The organism is Pseudomonas sp. OTU5201 (assembly GCF_038440135.1).
Classification (GTDB): Bacteria; Pseudomonadota; Gammaproteobacteria; order Pseudomonadales; family Pseudomonadaceae; genus Metapseudomonas; species Metapseudomonas resinovorans.
This window is the reverse complement of the sequence record NZ_JASATC010000001.1, coordinates 241,057-258,932: the sequence shown is the minus strand read 5'-3', so window position 1 is coordinate 258,932 and position 17,876 is coordinate 241,057. Positions and strand designations below refer to the sequence as shown.

The 17,876-nt window shown below is 63.7% G+C and carries 13 protein-coding genes; 2 read left to right on the top strand and 11 right to left on the bottom strand.

Translation table 11 applies throughout. From position 1 onward, the window contains the following. Positions 1–70: 70 nt before the first annotated feature. From AAHM40_RS01245 to AAHM40_RS01220, 6 genes are all read right to left on the bottom strand, one after another. Positions 71–805 carry an amino acid ABC transporter ATP-binding protein gene (locus tag AAHM40_RS01245; protein WP_342243069.1) on the bottom strand — a complete coding sequence of 245 codons (735 nt, stop codon included), beginning with the start codon at positions 803–805 and terminating at the stop codon, positions 71–73. Next, positions 802–1,470 (bottom strand): amino acid ABC transporter permease, encoded by a 669-nt coding sequence (locus tag AAHM40_RS01240; protein WP_028630925.1) that lies wholly within the window; start codon positions 1,468–1,470, stop codon positions 802–804. The genes AAHM40_RS01245 and AAHM40_RS01240 overlap by 4 nt, the downstream gene beginning before the upstream one ends. After that, entirely contained in the window at positions 1,467–2,213 is a 747-nt protein-coding gene (locus AAHM40_RS01235) for an amino acid ABC transporter permease (RefSeq protein ID WP_028630924.1), read from the bottom strand. The genes AAHM40_RS01240 and AAHM40_RS01235 overlap by 4 nt, the downstream gene beginning before the upstream one ends. Positions 2,214–2,381: 168 nt before the next feature. Next, positions 2,382–3,290: a glutamate/aspartate ABC transporter substrate-binding protein gene (locus AAHM40_RS01230; protein WP_342243068.1), complete on the bottom strand. Its 909-nt coding sequence runs from the start codon at positions 3,288–3,290 to the stop codon at positions 2,382–2,384. Positions 3,291–3,835: 545 nt separating this feature from the next. Then, positions 3,836–4,720 carry an SDR family NAD(P)-dependent oxidoreductase gene (locus AAHM40_RS01225; RefSeq protein WP_342243067.1) on the bottom strand — a complete coding sequence of 295 codons (885 nt, stop codon included), beginning with the start codon at positions 4,718–4,720 and terminating at the stop codon, positions 3,836–3,838. Next, positions 4,717–6,267, bottom strand: a complete 1,551-nt coding sequence (locus tag AAHM40_RS01220; RefSeq protein ID WP_342243066.1) for a flavin-containing monooxygenase — start codon at positions 6,265–6,267, stop codon at positions 4,717–4,719. Before AAHM40_RS01220 ends, AAHM40_RS01225 begins: the two co-directional genes overlap by 4 nt. Before the next feature lie 115 nt (positions 6,268–6,382). On the opposite strand from AAHM40_RS01220, the gene AAHM40_RS01215 reads away from it, so the two are divergent. Further along, the gene (locus AAHM40_RS01215) at positions 6,383–7,090 is read left to right on the top strand and encodes a TetR family transcriptional regulator (RefSeq protein ID WP_342243065.1); all 708 of its coding nucleotides are present in this window, start codon (positions 6,383–6,385) and stop codon (positions 7,088–7,090) included. An 18-nt stretch (positions 7,091–7,108) separates the two neighbouring features. Here AAHM40_RS01215 and AAHM40_RS01210 read toward each other — a convergent pair whose 3' ends face one another. From AAHM40_RS01210 to AAHM40_RS01195, 4 genes are read right to left on the bottom strand one after another with little or no spacing between them, the layout of a single operon-like run. Next, on the bottom strand, positions 7,109–12,814 hold the full coding sequence (locus tag AAHM40_RS01210) for an EAL domain-containing protein (RefSeq protein ID WP_342243064.1): 5,706 nt from the start codon (positions 12,812–12,814) through the stop codon (positions 7,109–7,111). A gap of 46 nt (positions 12,815–12,860) precedes the next feature. After that, positions 12,861–13,397, bottom strand: a complete 537-nt coding sequence (locus AAHM40_RS01205) for a response regulator (RefSeq protein WP_342243063.1) — start codon at positions 13,395–13,397, stop codon at positions 12,861–12,863. Positions 13,398–13,402: 5 nt separating this feature from the next. Further along, positions 13,403–14,740 carry an HD domain-containing phosphohydrolase gene (locus AAHM40_RS01200; protein WP_342243062.1) on the bottom strand — a complete coding sequence of 446 codons (1,338 nt, stop codon included), beginning with the start codon at positions 14,738–14,740 and terminating at the stop codon, positions 13,403–13,405. Next, positions 14,737–16,011 carry an ATP-binding protein gene (locus AAHM40_RS01195; protein ID WP_342243061.1) on the bottom strand — a complete coding sequence of 425 codons (1,275 nt, stop codon included), beginning with the start codon at positions 16,009–16,011 and terminating at the stop codon, positions 14,737–14,739. Before AAHM40_RS01195 ends, AAHM40_RS01200 begins: the two co-directional genes overlap by 4 nt. A gap of 167 nt (positions 16,012–16,178) precedes the next feature. On the opposite strand from AAHM40_RS01195, the gene AAHM40_RS01190 reads away from it, so the two are divergent. Next, positions 16,179–16,880: a DUF6901 family protein gene (locus AAHM40_RS01190; protein WP_342243060.1), complete on the top strand. Its 702-nt coding sequence runs from the start codon at positions 16,179–16,181 to the stop codon at positions 16,878–16,880. Positions 16,881–16,966: 86 nt separating this feature from the next. Here AAHM40_RS01190 and AAHM40_RS01185 read toward each other — a convergent pair whose 3' ends face one another. Beyond that, positions 16,967–17,797 (bottom strand): metal-dependent hydrolase, encoded by an 831-nt coding sequence (locus tag AAHM40_RS01185; protein ID WP_342243059.1) that lies wholly within the window; start codon positions 17,795–17,797, stop codon positions 16,967–16,969. Positions 17,798–17,876 lie beyond the last annotated feature (79 nt).

Genomic DNA, 17,876 nt, shown 5'->3' with positions numbered 1-17,876 from the left:
GGGGGGCAACCGTTTGCCCCCCGCTGGCGGCAAAAAATCCCCCCCAACGCGGGCTCCTACGGGAACGCGCTTAGTGCTGGAGGATCTTCGCGAGGAACTGCTGGGCGCGGTCGGAACGGGCGTTGACGTCACCGAAGAACTCAGTTTTGGCGCAGTCTTCGACGATCTGCCCGCGATCCATGAAGATCACCCGGTCGGCTACCTTGCGGGCGAAACCCATCTCGTGGGTTACGCACATCATGGTCATGCCTTCCTGGGCCAACTCGACCATCACGTCGAGCACTTCGTTGACCATTTCCGGGTCCAGTGCCGAAGTGGGCTCGTCGAACAGCATCACCACCGGGTCCATGGCCAGGGCACGGGCGATGGCTACGCGCTGCTGCTGGCCACCGGAGAGCTGGCCGGGGTGCTTGTGGGCATGGGCCTTGAGGCCGACGCGGTCGAGCAGTTTCAGTCCTTTCTCCAAGGCTTCGTCTTTGTTGCGGCCGAGCACCTTGGTCTGGGCGATGGTCAGGTTCTCGGTGATGGACAGGTGCGGGAACAGCTCGAAGTGCTGGAACACCATGCCGACGCGGGAGCGCAGCTTGGGCAGGTTGGTGGCCTTGTCGGCGATGGAGGTACCGTCGACCACGATGTCGCCTTTCTGGAAGGGCTCCAGGGCGTTCACGCACTTGATCAGGGTGGATTTGCCCGAGCCGGACGGGCCGCACACCACCACCACTTCACCTTTCTTCACCTCGGTGCTGCAGTCGGTCAGCACCTGGAAGTCCCCATACCACTTGTTGACGTTCTTGATGGAAATCATACGGCTAACCTTTTCTGCAGGAGTTTGACCAGCTGGGAAGCGATGAAGCTGACGCTGAAGTACACGAGGCCAGCGAAGATGAGGAACTCATGGGGCTGGCCAATGATGTCGCCGCGGGAGCGGGCGGCGTTGAGGAAGTCCATCAGGCCCACGGTGTAAACCAGCGAGGTGTCCTGGAACAGGATGATGCTCTGCTGCAGCAGCAGCGGGGTCATCTTGCGGAAGGCCTGGGGCAGGATGATCAGGCGCATGCACTGGCCGTAGGTCATGCCCAGCGCCTGTGCCGCTCCCATCTGGCCCTTCGGGATCGCCTGGATGCCGGCGCGGACGATTTCGCAGAAATACGCCGCCTCGAACATCATGAAGGCCACCAGGCACGAGGTGAACGCGCCTACCGGAGTGTCTTCGCCGGTAATCGCCCGCAGCAGGAAGGGCACCGCGAAGTAGAACCAGGTGATCACCAGCAGCAGCGGGATGGAGCGGAAGTAGTTGACGTAAAGCCCGGCCACTTTCGACAGCATCGGGTTGTGCGACAGGCGCATGAGGGCCAGTACGGTACCCAGGGCGACGCCACCGAACACACCCAGCAGCATCAGCTTGAGGGTCATCAGCAGGCCGTCGGCCAGGCCCGGAAGGGCGGGGATGATTGCGCTGAAATCCATCATTTACCCCCTACGGAGATCAGGCCGGGCACCGCCACTTTCCGTTCCACCGTGCGCATGATCAGCATCAGGCTCATGTTCAGGGTGAAGTAGATCAGGGTGGCCAGGGTGAAGGCTTCGAACAGGTTGGCGGAGAACTCGGCGGTCTGCTTGGTCTGTGCCAGCAGCTCCATCAGGCCGATCAGCGATGCCACCGAGGAGTTCTTGAAGATGTTGAGGAACTCGCTGGTGAGCGGCGGAATGATGATGCGGAATGCCTGGGGCAGCAGCACGTAGCGGTAGATCTGCGGCAGGCGGAAGCCCATGGCGCGGGCGGCGCCGAGCTGGCCCTTGGGCAGTGCCTGGATACCGGTGCGCACTTGCTCGCAAACGCGTGCGGCGGTGAACAGGCCGAGGCAGACCACCACGCTGAGATAGGCCGAGGTGGCTGGGTTGAGGTCCTGCTTGAACCAGATTTCCAGCGGCTCGGGCAAGAGGTCCGGCACCAGGAAGTACCAGAGGAACAACTGCACCAGCAGCGGCACGTTGCGGAAGACTTCCACGTAGAGGGTAGCGATGCCGGATACCCAGCGGTTCGGTACGGTGCGCATCACGCCGAGCAAGGAGCCCAGCAGCAAGGCGATGATCCAGCCCGCCAGGGCGATGGCGATGGTCCAGCCCAGGCCGGTGACGAACCAGTCCAGGTAGATTTCGCTGCCGATCCCGGTGGACTTGAAGAACACGCCCCAGTCCCAGTTGTAATTCATCAGGGTTGTCCCCGTAAGTTCGATCTGTCTGCGGTTGAGGGCAGTGGAAGGGGGGAGAAAGCGCCCTCTCCCTTTGGGAGAGGGCTGGGTTGAGGGAAACCCGACTGCGCGCGGCCTCCAACACCCTCACCCCCGGCCCCTCTCCCGGAGGGAGAGGGGAGCAAGGCGTCAGATTTCTTCGGCCGACTTGTCGGTGGGATTGGCCACGAGCTTCTTCAGCTCGTCGCTCATGGGGAAGTTCAGGTTCAGGCCCTTCGGCGGGATCGGCTGGGTGAACCACTTCTCGTAGATGCCGTTGATTTCGCCAGAGGCGAAGGTGTCGACAATGGCTTTGTCGACCACGTTCTTGAAGGGCTCGTCGCCCTTGCGAACCATGCAGCCGTAGATTTCGAAGGACTGCGGGGTACCGGTCACGACCCAGTCATCAGGCTTCTTGGCCTTGGCCATTTCGCCATAGAGCAGGGCGTCGTCCATCATGAAGGCCACTGCGCGACCGGATTCCAGCATCAGGAAGGACTCGCCGTGGTCCTTGGCCGAGATGATGTTCATACCCATCTGCTTCTCGGCGTTCATGGACTTGATCAGGCGCTCGGACGTGGTGCCGGCGGTGGTCACCACGTTCTTGCCTTTCAGGGCGTCGAATTCATTGATGCCAGCGGATTTCTTCGACAGCAGGCGGGTGCCCACTTCAAAGATACCTACCGAGAAACCGACCTGCTTCTGGCGCTCGAGGTTGTTGGTGGTGGAGCCGCATTCCAGGTCCACGGTGCCGTTCTGCACCAGCGGAATACGGGTCTGGGAGGTCACCAGGTTGTAGCGAACCTTCAGCTCCGGCATGCCCAGTTCCTGCTTGATGGCCTCGACCACTTTCAGTTGGATGTCATGGGAGTAGCCGATGGGCTTGCCTGGCTCGGTGCCGAGGTAGGAGAAGGGAATGGAAGCGTCACGGTGACCGAGGGTGATGGTGCCGGTCTCCTTGATCTTCTTCAGGGTACCGGTCAGCTCGGCGGCGAAGGCCGGAGCACTGATCAGGGTTGCTGCGATAGCGGTGGCCAGAACCTTGGGGAGCATACGCATGAACGACAGTCCTCGATGTTGTTTGTTCTTATCGGCGCGAGTAGGAGTTCGCGTCCGTCGGGGATCTGTATTCGCAGAATGCGTGCCAGCTGTATGGTGCCTTTTACTTGTAGGTAAATTATTGAAATTAAAGGATTTTATGTTGTTAGGTGGCTAACGGTAATTCCGCCTTGTCCGGGGTTCCGAACATGCGCTCCGAATATCGTTCGGGTTTCCGAACGAGTGACTTCCAAGTCACGTTTGGAGGCGGTAGTGCCAGGGTACAAGCAGCCCCTCTCCCTCTGGGAGAGGGTTGGGGTGAGGGTTGCGGCGGCTCGCTGGACGTTCCAGGGCAGCCCTTCGGCCTGCTTGGTGAATGAATTGGCTAGGTCTGCGTTAGCTGTTGCGAGAGATTTACCCTCTGGCCAAGAGCCTTGTAGGAGCTGGCTTGCCAGCGAAACGTCGCTATTCGCTGGCAAGCCAGCTCCTACGGGCAATGCAGCTGCCTACAACACGTCATGCAGACATAGCCATTTCAATCGCCAAGTACTGAGCGGCAGTCCCGATCAATCGGCCGTCTTGGATACCTCTACCGCCCGCGGCTTGGGCGCGAACTTCGCGGCCAGGCGCATGGAGGTGGTGACCAGGCGCTGGTAGAGGGTCGGCAGCAGGCGTTGCATGCCGTCCAGGGCCCAGGCATCGGCACCGATGAGGATGCGCCGGTTGTCCTTGAGCACGCCGCGCAGGATCACCTCGGCAGCCTTGTCCGGGGTGGTGCGCAGCAGCTGATCGTTGAACTGTTGGCGGGCGCGGCTGGCTTCCTGGCCGGTGACCTTGGCCAGGCTGTCGTTCATGCGCGCGGTCTTGGCGATGTTGGTCTTGATGCCGCCCGGGTGCACGCAACTGGCAGACACACCGCTGTTTTCCATGTCCAGTTCCTGGCGCAGGGACTCGGTGAAGCCGCGCACGGCGAACTTGGTGGCGTTGTAGGCGCTCATGCCGGGCTGGGCGAACAGGCCGAACACGCTGGAAACGTTCACCACATGCCCCTCGCCGCTGGCTTTCAGGTGCGGCAGGAACGCCTTGGTGCCGTACACCACGCCCCAGAAGTTGATGTTCATGATCCACTCGTATTCCGAGTAGTCGCTGCCCTCCACGGTGCCGGCGTGGGCGACGCCGGCGTTGTTGAAGATCAGGTTGACGCGGCCATGGTCCAGCACCACTTGCTCGGCCCAGGCATGCACGGCGTCGCGGTTGGCGACGTCGACGCGGGTCTCTGTGACCTGCACGCCCAACTTGCGCACCCGCGCAGCGGTTTCTGCCAGGCCGTCGGTGTTGACGTCGGCCAGTGCCAGGTGGCAGCCCTGGCGAGCCAGTGCGCAGGCGAGGGCGCGGCCGATGCCGGAACCGGCCCCGGTGACAGCGGCGACTTTGTTTTCGAAGGACTTCATGCTGGCACCTCCTGGGTGGACATCTGCAGCGAGCCTTGGGCAGCGTGCGCCGGCACGCTGCGGCTGAAGTGGTAGGCCGCCGGGTCGAAATTGCGAGTCAGCAGGCGGAAGCGCCAGGTGAAACCGGGCCAGACGGTGCAGTTGCGCCCGCTTACCGGGTGCAGGTACCAGCTCATGCAGCCTCCGGCGTTCCACACCGTGTTGCCCAGGCTGCCCTGGAGCTTGCCGTTGAATTTGTCCTGCACGTCGCGCTTGACCTCCAGGCTGCGCAGGCGACGGGCGTCGAGCAGATCGAGGGCGCCGAGCACGTAATGGATCTGTGATTCGATCATGTAGACCATCGAGTTGTGGCCAAGCCCGGTGTTCGGCCCCATGAGGAAGAACAGGTTGGGGAAGCCGGCGGTCAGAGTGCCCTTGTAGGCCTCGGGGCCGTTCGGCCAGGTGTCCAGCAGGTCGACGCCATTGCGGCCGAAGACCACGCCACGCGGAAGCGGATCGCTGGGGGTGAAACCGGTGCCGAAGATGATGGCGTCGATCTCGCGCTCCTGGCCGTCGGCGGTGACGATGCTGTTCGCGCGGATTTCCCGGATGCCGTCGGTGATCACGTCGACGTTGGGTTGAGTCAGGGCCGGGTAGTAGTCGTTGGAGATCAGCACCCGCTTGCAGCCCATGGTGTAGTCCGGGGTGACCTTGGCGCGCAGCACCGGGTCCTTGATCTTGCGCTTGATGTAGGCCTCGGCGAACAGTTCGGCGAGCTTCATGACTTTCGGCGTCAGGGCGAAGCCCACTACCCGGCTTTCGAGGACGGCATAGATGGCGCCGCGCCAGAGCTTCTGCAGGAAGGGGAAACGCTTGAAGCGGGACCGCTCACCTTCGCTGATGGCGCGGTCGGGCTTGGGCATGATCCAGGGCGCGGTGCGCTGGTAGAGGTCGAGCTGGGCGACCTGCTTCTGGATCTGCGGGACGAACTGGATGCTGGAGGCGCCGGTACCGACCACCGCGACGCGCTTGCCGGTGAGGTCGTAGTCGTGATTCCACTGCTGGGAGTGGAAGCTTGCGCCCTGGAAGGTCTCCAGACCGTTCAGGGCCGGAATCGATGGGGTAGACAGGGCGCCCATGCCGGAGACCACGAACTGCGCGCTGTAGTGGTTGCCGGCGGCGTCTTCGATCTGCCACAACTCGTCCACGTCGTTCCAGGCCAGGCGGGTGATTTCGGTGTCGAGCAGGGTCTTGTCCTGCAACCGGTACTTCTCCCAGCAGCCTTCCAGGTAGGTTTTGATTTCCCCTTGCTTGGCGAACATCCGCGTCCAGTTCGGGTTCGGCTCGAAGGAGAACGAGTAGAGGTGCGATTGCACATCGCAGCCGCAACCCGGGTAGTTGTTCACCCGCCAGGTGCCGCCGATGCCGGGCTCCTTCTCGAATATGAGGAAATCGTTCTCGCCCTTCTGCCTCAGGCGGATCGCCATGCCCAGGCCGGAGAAACCGGAACCTATGATGGCGACCTTGCAATGGCGGGTAGCGGGGCGGGGTGAGGCTGACGCAGACATGGGCCGTGCTCCTGTTCTTGTTAATTGCGGCGTATACAGCTGTATACCAAGGTAGACAGATGTATACTCGCCGGCAATCCAACGCCGTCACAACCAACCTTAGGTAGGGCCAGAGATGAATTCCGTCAGCGGCGACGAGCTCCAATCGCCAGAACGTGCCACCGACGCCCCCGGCAAGCGCCTGCTCATGGAGGCGGCACTGCGCCTGGGTTCCCAGAGCCGCAGCCTGGCAAATCTGGGCCTACGGGAATTGGCGCGGGAGGCCGGCCTGAATCCCAATACCTTCTACCGCCACTTCAAGGATGTGGACGACCTTGGCCTGGCCATCATCCGCACCATTGCCACCCAGCTGCGCCAGCCCCTGCGCGACCTGCGTCGCGAGGCGGCAGCCCGTGCCGTGCAGGGCGATGGCGGGGTGATGCCGGAACTGTTGGGCATCGACCTCGGTCGTGGCCGGCGGGTATGCCGTGAGACGGTGCAGTTGTTCTTCGATTTCGTCGATGGCAATGCCGAGGCCTTCATCATTGGCGTGCGCGAACTCCATGGCGCTTCCCCGGTACTGCGGGAAGCCCTGCGTGAGGTGATGGAAGACTTCGCCGCGGATATGGCCGAGGACGTCCGCGAACACAGGTTGCTGCCGGCATTGGTGGCGGAGCCTGTGGTGCGGCGCGTGTCGCGCCTGGTCAGTCGCAACCTGTTCCAGATGTCCCTGGACTACATCAGCGAACCGGAGCGCCGCGAGGCGATTCGCGCGGAGGCGGAGGAGCAGGTGCTGTTCCTCTTCACCGGCGCTAGCGTGCTGCAGGCGGTGGGGGCGGTGTAGGGGCGAATGAATTCGCCCCTACTTGTCCTCTTCCACCGCCGCGTTCTCTTCCTTGGTCTTGGCCAGGCTGTGATGGAGGAAGGCCTGGGCGATGACGGCGCGGAGCTGGTCGTCGTCCCAGGGTTTGGTGAGGAACTTGTAGATGGCGCCCTGGTTGATGGCGTCGGTGACGGACTTCAGGTCGGTGTAACCGGAGAGCACGATGCGAATGGTGTCGGGGTAGAGGTCCTTGACCCGGCTGAGGAACTCGGTGCCATTCATTTCCGGCATGCGCTGGTCGGAGAGGATCACCTGGATGTCGTGCTTGGCCAGGTGCGCGAAGGCGTCCTGGGCGCGCGTAGCGGTGAGGATCTGGTAGCCATCGCGCCGCAGTACGCGGGTCAGGGCGCGGAGGATGTTCTCCTCGTCGTCGAGCAGTAACAGGGTCTGGGTATTGCTGGAGCCGGACCGTGTCTCCAGATAGGTGGCCGGGCTCTTGTGGTGTTCGTGGAGGAATTGGTCGAGCTGCTCGAAGGGCATCGGCCGGGCGAAGTAGTAACCCTGGAACTCGTCGCAGTGGCTCTTTTTCAGGAAGGCGAACTGGGACTCGCTCTCCACCCCCTCGGCGATCACCCGCAAGCGCAGGTGGTGGGCCATGGAGATGATGCCCTGGGTGATGGCCGCGTCATGCCGGTCGCTGATGATTTCCTGGACGAAGGCGCGGTCGATCTTCACCTTGTCGATGGGCAGGCGCTTGAGGTAGTTGAGGCTGGAGAAGCCGGTGCCGAAGTCGTCGATGGACAGCCGCACGCCCAGAGCCTTGAGCGCCTGCAGGGTGGCGATGGCGCGCTCGGCGTTGTCCAGCAGCACGGTCTCGGTGATTTCCAGTTCCAGCAGTTCGGCGGGCAGGCGGGTCTCTTCCAGTACGCGTCGCACGCTGTCGACGAAGATGTTGCGCTGGAAGTGGACCGCCGAGATGTTCACCGCCACGACAGCGCCGGTCATGCCGCGGTCGAGCAGCTCGCGGCAGTCGCGGCAGGCGGTGGCAAGCACCCATTCGCTCAGCGGAATGATCTGTCCGGTGTCTTCAGCCACGGGAACGAACTGCGCCGGGGAGATGAAGCCGAGCAGTGGGTGCTGCCAGCGCAGCAGGGCCTCGAAACCGGTGACGCGACCATTGCGGCCGTCGATCTGTGGCTGGTAGTAGAGCATGAAAGCGTTGGCTTCCAGCGCTTTCTGCAGCTCGTTGCGCAGGGTCACGCGCTCGCTGACCTTCTGCTCCAGGTCGGTGGTGTACCACTGGTAGCAGTTGCGTCCCTGCTGCTTGGCCTTGTACATGGCCAGGTCCGCCTGCTGGATCAGTTGCATGGGTTGTTGCATGCCTTTCTCGCTCATGGCGATACCCAGGCTGGCGGTGATGTGCAGTTCGCTACCGGCGATGGGGTAGGGGCGGGCGATGCAGTCGATGACCCGTTCAGCCACCTGCAACACGTCTTCTTCGCGGGCCAGATCCGGCAGGATCAGGATGAACTCGTCACCCCCCAGGCGCGCCACGGTGTCGCCGGGGCGGACCTGTTGGGTCAGGCGTCGCGCTACTTCCACCAGTATCTGGTCGCCGATGCCATGGCCCATAGAGTCGTTGATCGGCTTGAAGCCGTCGAGGTCGATGAACATGACCGCCAGCTTGCGCTGGTAGCGCTGGCTGATCTGGCAGCCCTGGCGCAGGCGGTCCTCCAGCAGCGAGCGGTTGGGCAGGCCGGTGAGCACATCATGGCTGGCGTTGTAGGCCAGTTCGGACTCCACCCGTTTCTGCTCGGAAATGTCGTTCTGTACCCCTATGAAGTGGGTGATTTCACCCTGTTCGTTGGGCACCGGGGCAATGTAGAGGTCGTTCCAGAAGGGCGTGCCGTCCTTGCGGAAGTTGCGCAGCACGACGTGGACCTCGCGTTTCTCCGTCAGTGCATGGCGAATTTCGGCGATGCCCGGCTGCTCGCGGTCGGCGCCCTGCAGGAAGCGGCAGTTGCGCCCCATGGCTTCATGCGCGCTGTAGCCGGTGATGCGTTCGAAGGCCGGGTTGACGTAGACCACCGGCAGGTCCTCGTCGGTTGCATCGCAGATCATGGCGCCGTTGTAGCTGGCCTCGATGCTGCGCTGGAGGATGCGCAGCTGCTTTTCGGATTCCTTTGCCCGGCTGACGTCGCGGAAGGCGATGACCCAGCCGCCGAGGGATTGCGCGTGCAGCAGCGGTGCGCAGTCGTAGGCGATATGGCGCTCGCCGCCCAGGCTGACTTCGCCGTGGCGGCCGCCGGTCGCCGGGGCGCTGTAGAGGTCCAGCGGCAGGTGTTTGGCCAGGGCCTGGCCAAGGAGGTCGTCCGCGCGCTGCCCAAGCAGTTCGGCGCCCGCAGGGTTGACGAAGTTCAGCCGCCCCAGGCGATCCACCGCCAGCAGGCCCTCGCCAACGCTGTTGGTGATGGCCGAAGTGAAGTCCAGTTGTTCCTGCAGGCGCTGTTCGCCGGAGAGTACCTGCTGCACCAAGCGGATGTTCTCCAGCGCGGCCACGGCCATCTGGGCGAATTGTTGGGCGATGGCCAGGTCGTCCTGGTTGAAGTCGCCGTCGAACTTGTCGGAGAGCTGCATCAGGCCGAGGTGATGTCCGCCATGATCGATCAGCGGCACGGCCAGCCAACCCCGCAACGGGAGCTGGCCGTTGTCAGGGTCACCCCTGGCATCCAGCTCGGCGCGGGTCAGCAGGATCGGCTGGTTGCCAGCGCAGACGCGGGCATAGAGGGCCAGGCCCTCTGCCGGTAGCTGAGGGTCTTGCCAGGCCTGGTACTTGGCGGACAGGGAAAAAGTGCTCAGGCCCTGTCCATCGCTCAGGTCGAGCAGTGACTGGTGGGCGCCGACCAGCAGGCGCAGTTGTTCGCACATGAAGTCCAGCAGGGCGCGGGTATCGAGGATGCCGCCGATGCGCAGGGCGGTCTCGCTCAGGCCTCGGAGCAGAAGGGCCTTGCGCTCCGACTGGGTCAGGGTGACTTGCAGGGCGCGGGTCATGCGGTTGCGTTCGCCAATGTCTTTGGCGATGCCAAATACGCCGACTATTAGCCCCTCGATGACGATAGGCAGGAGGGTGATGTCCAGTTCCAGTACATCACCGGCTCGGTTGTGGCAGTGGACTTCGTAGCGCTGTGCCTTGCCGTCGAGCGTGCTGCGAAAGTGCTGGCGGGCGTAGTCGATGTCGGTTTCGAGCACCAGGCTGGAGAAGAGTTGGCCGAGCAGTTCCGATTCGCTGTAGTCGATCAGCTCGCAGCCGGCCTGATTGAGGCTGAGGAAGCGCCCTTCGCGGTCGAGGGAGAACACTGGGTCGGGGTTGAAGATGAACAGCGAGCGGTAGCGCTGCTCGCTTTCCAGCAGGCGGAGGCGGTCGTTCTGGCGTTCGATGGCGATGGCTGCCAATTGTCCGGCGGTGCCGATCAGTTGCAGGGACTCATCGTCCGGGGCGCACGGCTGGTGCAGGTAGACGGCGAAGGTGCCGAGCACATCGCCATGGTGGGCGATCAGCGGGATCGCCCAGCAGGCGCGCAAACCGTGGCGCAGGGCCTGGTCACGGTGCTCGTGCCAGAGCGGGTCTTCACTGATGTCTTCGCTGACCACCATCTGCCGACGGAACACGGCGGTGCCGCAGGCCCCCGCCAAAGGCCCAATGGGCTGGCCGTCCAGCGCCTGGTTGAAGGCGTCGGGAAGGCTTGGCGCGGCGCCCAGGCGCAAGCGTTTTGGCTCGCCATCCACCAGCAGCACCGAACAGAGTGCGGACGGATCCAGGGTTTCGCTCATCAGGCAGATGGCCTTGAGGATCTCGCGTAGCGGCTGGTCGGTCGAGATCATGCTGAGGATGTCGCGCTGATCCTCGGCATAGGCTTCGTGGCGCACCAGGCTGGTGATGTCGTGGGCAACGGCGAACAGGGTGCGCTCGTTTTCCGACCAGCCGGCGGACCAGAGCAGGTGCACCTCGCTGCCGTCCTTGCGCTTGCAACGGTTGCGCACGGCGTCCCAGGATTCCCCGCGGATAATGGCCTGGATGTCGCCACGGGTACGCTCGCGGTCCTCATCGAGGATGAAGTCGGTGTAGGGACGACCGATCATTTCCTCGGGCCGGTAGCCGAGCACGCTGTGGCAGGAGGGGCTGACTTGGGTGAAGCGCTCGGCGGCATCGATGGAACAGAGCACGTCCATGGAGTGGTCCATGATCCGTTGGTTCTGCGCTTGCAGACGGGCCTGGTGCTGCAGGCTCAACTCCAGTTCGCGGTTGATTTCGCGCAGGCGCTGGCTGCGCTCGATGGCCAGGCGCGAAAAGCTCTGGCTGACCATCAGCAGGAAGGTCAGCCCCAGGCCGAAAAGCATGAGCAGCGCTGGCAGGTAGACCGCGGCGTAATCGCTGCGTGGCAGGGCCAGGTAGGTGCGCAGTTGCCAGCGTCCCTCCGGACCGAGGTCGGCGCGTTGTTCGCCCACCGGGAACAGGCTGTGGCCATCGTTGCCGGTGCGGGACTCATAGATGCGCCTGGAACCTTCGAAGACCTCCAGCACGAAACCGTCCAGGTCACGGCCCAGCTGGCGATCCAGGGTCGCGCCGATGTCCAGCCCGGCCACCAGCAGGGCTGCGGGCTGGCCTTCCATCCGCAGGGGCGTGGCCACCAGGGTGCTGTTGTCGGTGGCGCTGAAGCTCTGCACCGTGCTCATCTGCGCGCCCTTGCCCTGGCGCACATGCTGCAGCCAGTTACGCTGCTCCTTCTGGGCGAGAAAACGCGCCAGCCAGTCGCCTGCGCGCGTGTGGCGGACCTGCTGGCGGAGCGGCTTGAGATCGGCGTCGAGCACCGCGATCAGGTTGATGTTGGGGAAATCGCGCAGATAGCCGCTGGACTCCTGTTGCCACAGTGCCTCCGGTAACGGGCCATGCAGGCTGTGCCAGCGGTCGGCCATGCGCTGCATCAGCTGCAGGCGCACGGTGAGGGTGTTCTCGATGGACGACTGGGCGCGCAGTAGCAGTTGGTGGCTGTGTGCGTTGAGCGTGGCGATCTCGTTCTGGCTGAGGAGGAACCAGCCGATGCAGGTGATCAGGGCTCCGAGCAGACCGGTGGTCGTGGCACGTCGGTCGAGCAGGCGCCGACGCTCGTCGGGCAGGGCGCAGAGCTGCAGCACGCCGACCCCGAGCAGGACGATGAAGAGGTTGGCGATATGCCCGTACTCCGGACGGAAGGCGAAGCGCGGCAGGCCGTGGCTGGCGCCCAGCAGGGAAACCTGAGAGAGCAGCGCCAGGCCGATCAGGGTGAGGCCGCAGAGCTGGCTGAGCCAGCGGCCGCCCTGGCGGGTAACGGCCAGAAGCATGGCCAGGCCGAACAGGCAGGCGACGATCGCCAGCTCGCTGCGAATGCGCCAGTAGCCGCTGACCAGCGAGCGTCCGTGCTCGCTGCCGCCGGCGAGGACGTTGTGCCCGAGGCTGTAGCCGGCCACGGTGATCAGCGCCAGACCCGCCAGTAGCGAGAGTCGGTGCAGGCCGCGGGTTGCGCTCAGCAGGGCGATGCCGGCGAAGAGGGTGATCAGGGCACTGTCGGGTACCAGTACGAGTTCGTAGCGTGCGGGGCTGGCCTTGGTCAGGAAGAAAATCAGGCTGACGACGCCCTGGGCCATCAGGGCGAAGGCCAGGCAGTGCAGGTAGGCTTGGTAGCTGAGTTCGCGATTGTGCTTGGCCATGGAGAGGTGCCGTTCCGGTGGCAGGAGTGGTCCTGACTGATCGGGATCAGTCATCCAGGTCGTAGCCCTCCAGCAGCACGGCGCCGTCGGCGTCGCGCCGCACGCGGGTCAGCCCGGGGTGCTCGATCTCCAGGCGTAGCAATTCGCGGCGCTGGCGGTCGAGGGTGTTCTGCTGGCCGCGCACCTGGTCCAGCAGGCGGTGGTTCTCGTCGCGCAACTGGTAAAGGTCGACGGCGGCCTGGAGGGCGCTTTCAATGTCGTAGTTCTCCCAGGGCTTGGAGAGGAAGCGATAGACCTCGGCGCGATTGATCGCCTGCATCAGCGTGGTGCGGTCGCCATGGGCGCTGAGCAGCATGCGCAGGGCGTCGGGCTGGCGCTGCCGGGCGAACTGCAAGTAAGTCAGGCCATCCAGTTGCGGCATGTTGAGGTCGCAGATGATGGCGGCGTACTGGTGCTCGGCCAGGGCCGCGAGCGCGGCTTCGGGCTTGTCGAAGGTATGCAGGACCCAGCCCTGTGGGCGCAGCAGGCGCTGCAGGGCGCTGAGGATGTGGGGTTCGTCGTCCACCAGCTGGATCTTGATCATCGGTGTTACTCCTTGGCCGGGCTCGCGTCAGCCTCGGACAGGCGGACGTGGAGGGTGTAGCGCGCACCTTCGCTGGCCTCGAAGGCGATGAGCTTGTCGATCAGGGTGCGGCTGAGCTGCTTGCCGGCATTGAGCAGGAGCATGCCGCTCTCGGCCTGGAGGTTACGGGCCAGGACCATGCCCGGTTCCAGCCGCCGGGTGTCGACGGCGAGGATGCTCGGGTCGGCCTCCAGCAGGTCTGGTGCGCAGCGGGTGCAGAGGTCGATGAATTGCTGGCAGAGCAACGGGTCGTAGAGCCGCCCTGCATAGCGGGCGAGGAACTGCAGGGATTCCTGGCGTGGCAGCGGGCGTTGCAGCACCAGGCCGCATTGCAGCTCGACGAAGTCCACCGCCAGCTTGAGCAGGCGGGCGCCGAAGGGGATGTCCTGGCCGTGCAATTGGTCGGGGAAGCCGGTCCCGTTCCAGCGCTCCTGATGGTGGCGGATCAGTCGTCCAGCATCGTGCAGGGGTTCCAGGGCCATCAGCAGGCTTTCGCCCAGCAGTGGGTAACGGCAGTAGCGTTCCCGCTCGTCGCGGTGCAACAGGTCGCTGGGGCGGATCAGCAGATGGTCGTCCCAGGTCAACTTGCCAAGGTTGTAAAGGGCGGCGGCCATGGCCAGATCGCGACTGTCCGTTTCCGGCAACTCGTGCTCGCTGGCATAGGCGCGCACCAGGGCGATGACCTGGGCGTTGCCCTGTTTGTCGCCCGGCAGGCGCTGGCTGAGCAGGGATGAGAAGACTTCGGTGGCCGTCATGTAGCTATGGCGTAACTCGTCGTAGGCCAGGTCGAGCATGTCGGCGGTCTGCTGCAACTCGGCGGTGCGGTCGCGGACGCGTTGCTCCAGGCTGGCGTTGAGTTCCTGCAGGCAGCGATTCTGCTCAAGGGTGAGGCGTTCCAGGCGCTGGTGTTCGCGTTCGGCATGCTGGTGAGCCAGGGCCTGGCGCAGGGTGAAACGCAGTTCGTCGTCATTCCAGGGTTTGCCCAGATACCGGTAGATCCGCCCCTGGTTGATGGCGCGGATGCTGGTGTCCAGATCGGTGGCGCCGGTTAGCATCAGGCGCAGGGTGCCCGGCCAGCGCTGCTGCACTTCAGCCAGCAGGGCGGGGCCATCGAGGCCGGGCATGCGTGCATCGGAGACCACGAGGTCCACATCGTTCGCGGCCAGAAGCGCGAGGGCCTCGGTGCCGCCGGTGGCCGTGAGCAGTTCGTAGGGTTCGCCACGCAGGACGCGACGCAGCGCGCTGAGGATGTGTTCTTCGTCATCCACCAGTAGCAGGGTGGGGCGGTGCCGGGCTTCGCTCATGCTTGCGACCCGCCGGGCTGGGGTTGGTGGTGCGGCAGCCAGACGCGGAAGCGGGTGCCCTGGCCGGGTAAGCTCGCTACTTCGATGCGGCCGTTGTGCTTCTGCACGATGTTGTAGGAGAGCGCGAGGCCAAGGCCTGTGCCTTTGCCCACCGGCTTGGTGGTGAAGAAGGGTTCGTAGATGCGATGGAGGATGGTGGGGTCGATGCCCTTGCCGTTGTCTTCGACTTCCAGCCAGATCCAGTCGCCCTGGTGGCCGCTGCGCAGGGTGATGCGGCCAAAGCTTTCGATGGCGTGGGCAGCGTTGATCAGCAGGTTCATCACCACTTGGTTGATCTGCGAGGGGATGCATTCCACCAGCGGCAGCTCGCCGTACTCGCGCACGACCTCGGCCTTGTACTTGAGTTCGTTGTTGACCAGGTTGAGGGTACTGTCGAAGCCCTTGTGCAAGTCGGCCGCGCGGAATCCCTCTTCCTCAATGTGGGAGAAGTCCTTGAGCGCAGTGATGATCTTCTTGACCCGCTCGATGCCGTCCTCGGATTCGTGAATCAGGGCTTCGACGTCGTTGCGGATGTAGTCGTATTCCAGGCTGCGCTTGAGCTGCTGCAGTTCCTCCAGGCTGCCGACGCCGTCCACGGCATCGACAATGCGCAGCAGGTCGTTGACGTAGCCGGTGAGGGTCTTGAGGTTGGAGAAGACGTAGCCGATGGGGTTGTTGATCTCGTGGGCAACGCCGGCTGCCAGTTGGCCGATGGCGGCGAGCTTCTCCGATTGCAGCAACTGGGCGTTGGCCTTCTCCAGCTTGTGGATCAGTTGATCCTGCTCCAGTTGCTTGCTGCCCAGGGCGTTGAGGGCTGCGGACAACTGGTCGTTGGAGCGGGCGAACTCGGTGGTGTCGTAAAGCAGCAGGCCGAAATAGCGTTCGCCCGCGCAGTCGAAGGGGAAGAGCAGGGTGCTCTGCAGGCGCAGGGGCGTCACCAGGCCTTCGGGGCTGTAGGGGAGCTGGATCAGGTAGGGGTCTTCGCGCCAGTGGGTGTAGGCGTGCAGGCCCTGTTCGCGAGCCTTGGCCACCATCTGGCCGAGGCGTGAGGTGTCCGCTTCCGGGAAGACACACGTCAGCGGCTGATGCCGGGCAGGCCCCAGGGCCTTGCCGCTGCGTTGGCTGACGAAGTTGTTCCAGTGAAGGACGCGCAGCTCCTGGTCGAGGATGATGACGCCCACCTCGATCCGTTCAACCAGGGCTCCGGCAAGATCCAAAGGGCTGCTTTCCATGATGACGCCCGCTTTTTTCGCTGTGGAACGGTTGTCGGGGTTGAATTCTGGCGCTTGTCCGACTTTGTTGTACGAAGTGTATGACAGATTTCAGGCGTCTGAATCCCGTCGAAATTCGGGTTGGATGGCGCTGAAATTTCCCTTCAACAGGTAATCAAGGGTAGACCATGGGACTGGAGCCGAGGGCTGAGGCACAGGTTCGCTACGAGTTCCGATTCCCTGATGGCCGCCTCTGGGTACATGAGGTGGATCTGGCGGGGACTGAGCAATATCTGGACAACGGGCCGGACTGGGCGCGGCTGGGCTTCCAGCAATGCAGCCATTGCCCGCTGGAGACCACCGAGGTGCGTGACTGTCCCTTCGCCCGGGCGCTGGCTCGTCCGGTGGCAGTGCTGGCGCATTCGCCTTCCTACGAGGAGGTGCAGATGGCGGTGTTCTGGCGCGGGCGGGAGATCCGCCAGCAGACCACTCTGCAACGAGCCCTGGGCTCGCTGCTCGGTCTGCTCGGGGCGACGAGCGGTTGTCCCCATACCCGGATGCTGCGGGCGATGGCATGGTTCCACTGGCCGTTCAGCACCTCGGCTGAGACCCTCTATCGCTCCCTGGGTACCTATCTGCTGGGACAGCATTTGCGCCGGCAGCGCGGCCTTGAACCTGATTGGGACATGGATGGGCTGCGCGAGCTGTACCGCAGCCTGCGCCAGGTCAACCTGGGCATGGCCGGCCGTCTGCGTGCCGCTGCGGAGGAGGATTCCAGCCTCAATGGGCTGATCCTGCTGGACCTGCTGGCGGCCGACACCCTGTATTCACTGGACAGCTACGAGGGGGAGCTGGACGACTTCTTCGCGGAGTTTTTCGAGGAGGGGTGAAGCGAGTTTTGTCGTAGGGGCGAATTCATTCGCCAAGGGCAACGACGTTGCCCTGTCGAATGTCTCAGAGCGGACCAGCAGGGCCGTCAGCCGTTGAAGCCGAGTCGTTGCTTCCAGCGTTTCTCCAGCGCCTTGGTCTCGTGGTCGAAAGGATGGAAACCGGGGCGGTAGTAGTCCAGGTAAGGCTTGATCATCTTCGGGAAGTAGCCGTTGCGCGGGCCGAGCAGGGTCTTGAGGCCGCGAGCCCAGCTGCGCCAGTTGAACAGCTGGCCGTCCTTGCGCATCAGGTGGATCTGGAAGGTCATGATCACGCCGAAGAAAAGGAACGTGGTCAGGGCCATGGTCAACGTGCGGATCAGGTAGCCGCCACCGATTGCCTGGTAAGCGTCATAGCAAACCGCCTTGTGCTCGTTTTCCTCGATGGCGTGCCACATCCACAGCTTGTACATCTTCGGGTCGTCCATCTGGGTGTTGATGTCTTCCCGGCGCAGCAGTTGCTCGGCCATGGTGGCGGTGAAGTGTTCCAGGGCGCAGGTGGCAGCCAGACGCTGCTTTTTTGTGGTGACGCGGGTAACCCATTCCAGCAGCACCTTGATGCGCAGTTCCAGGCGTTCCAGGTCGATACCGTGTTCGGCGGCGTAGTCGTTGTAGGTCGCGTGTTCCTTGGAGTGCATGGCTTCCTGGCCGATGAAGGCACTGATGTCCTTCTGCAGTTGCGGGTCACTGACCTGGTCGCGCACAGCACGCACGCTGTCGACGAAAAACTTCTCGCCGTAGGGGAAGAGCGAGGAGAGGTTGTTCATGAAGTGGGTCATGAAGGGATCGCCGCTCCACCAGTACTTCTGGGTCGATGCGAAGCTGAAGTCCATGCGACGCACGGGGAAGTTGGCTTTGAGCAGGGGGGCGCTGGCGGTCATGCGGGGATCCTCTCGGGCTTTGCGAGCCGTCCATTCGTTGTTATCGGTGGGCACTGCAACCGTGCCATCAGTCGATGTA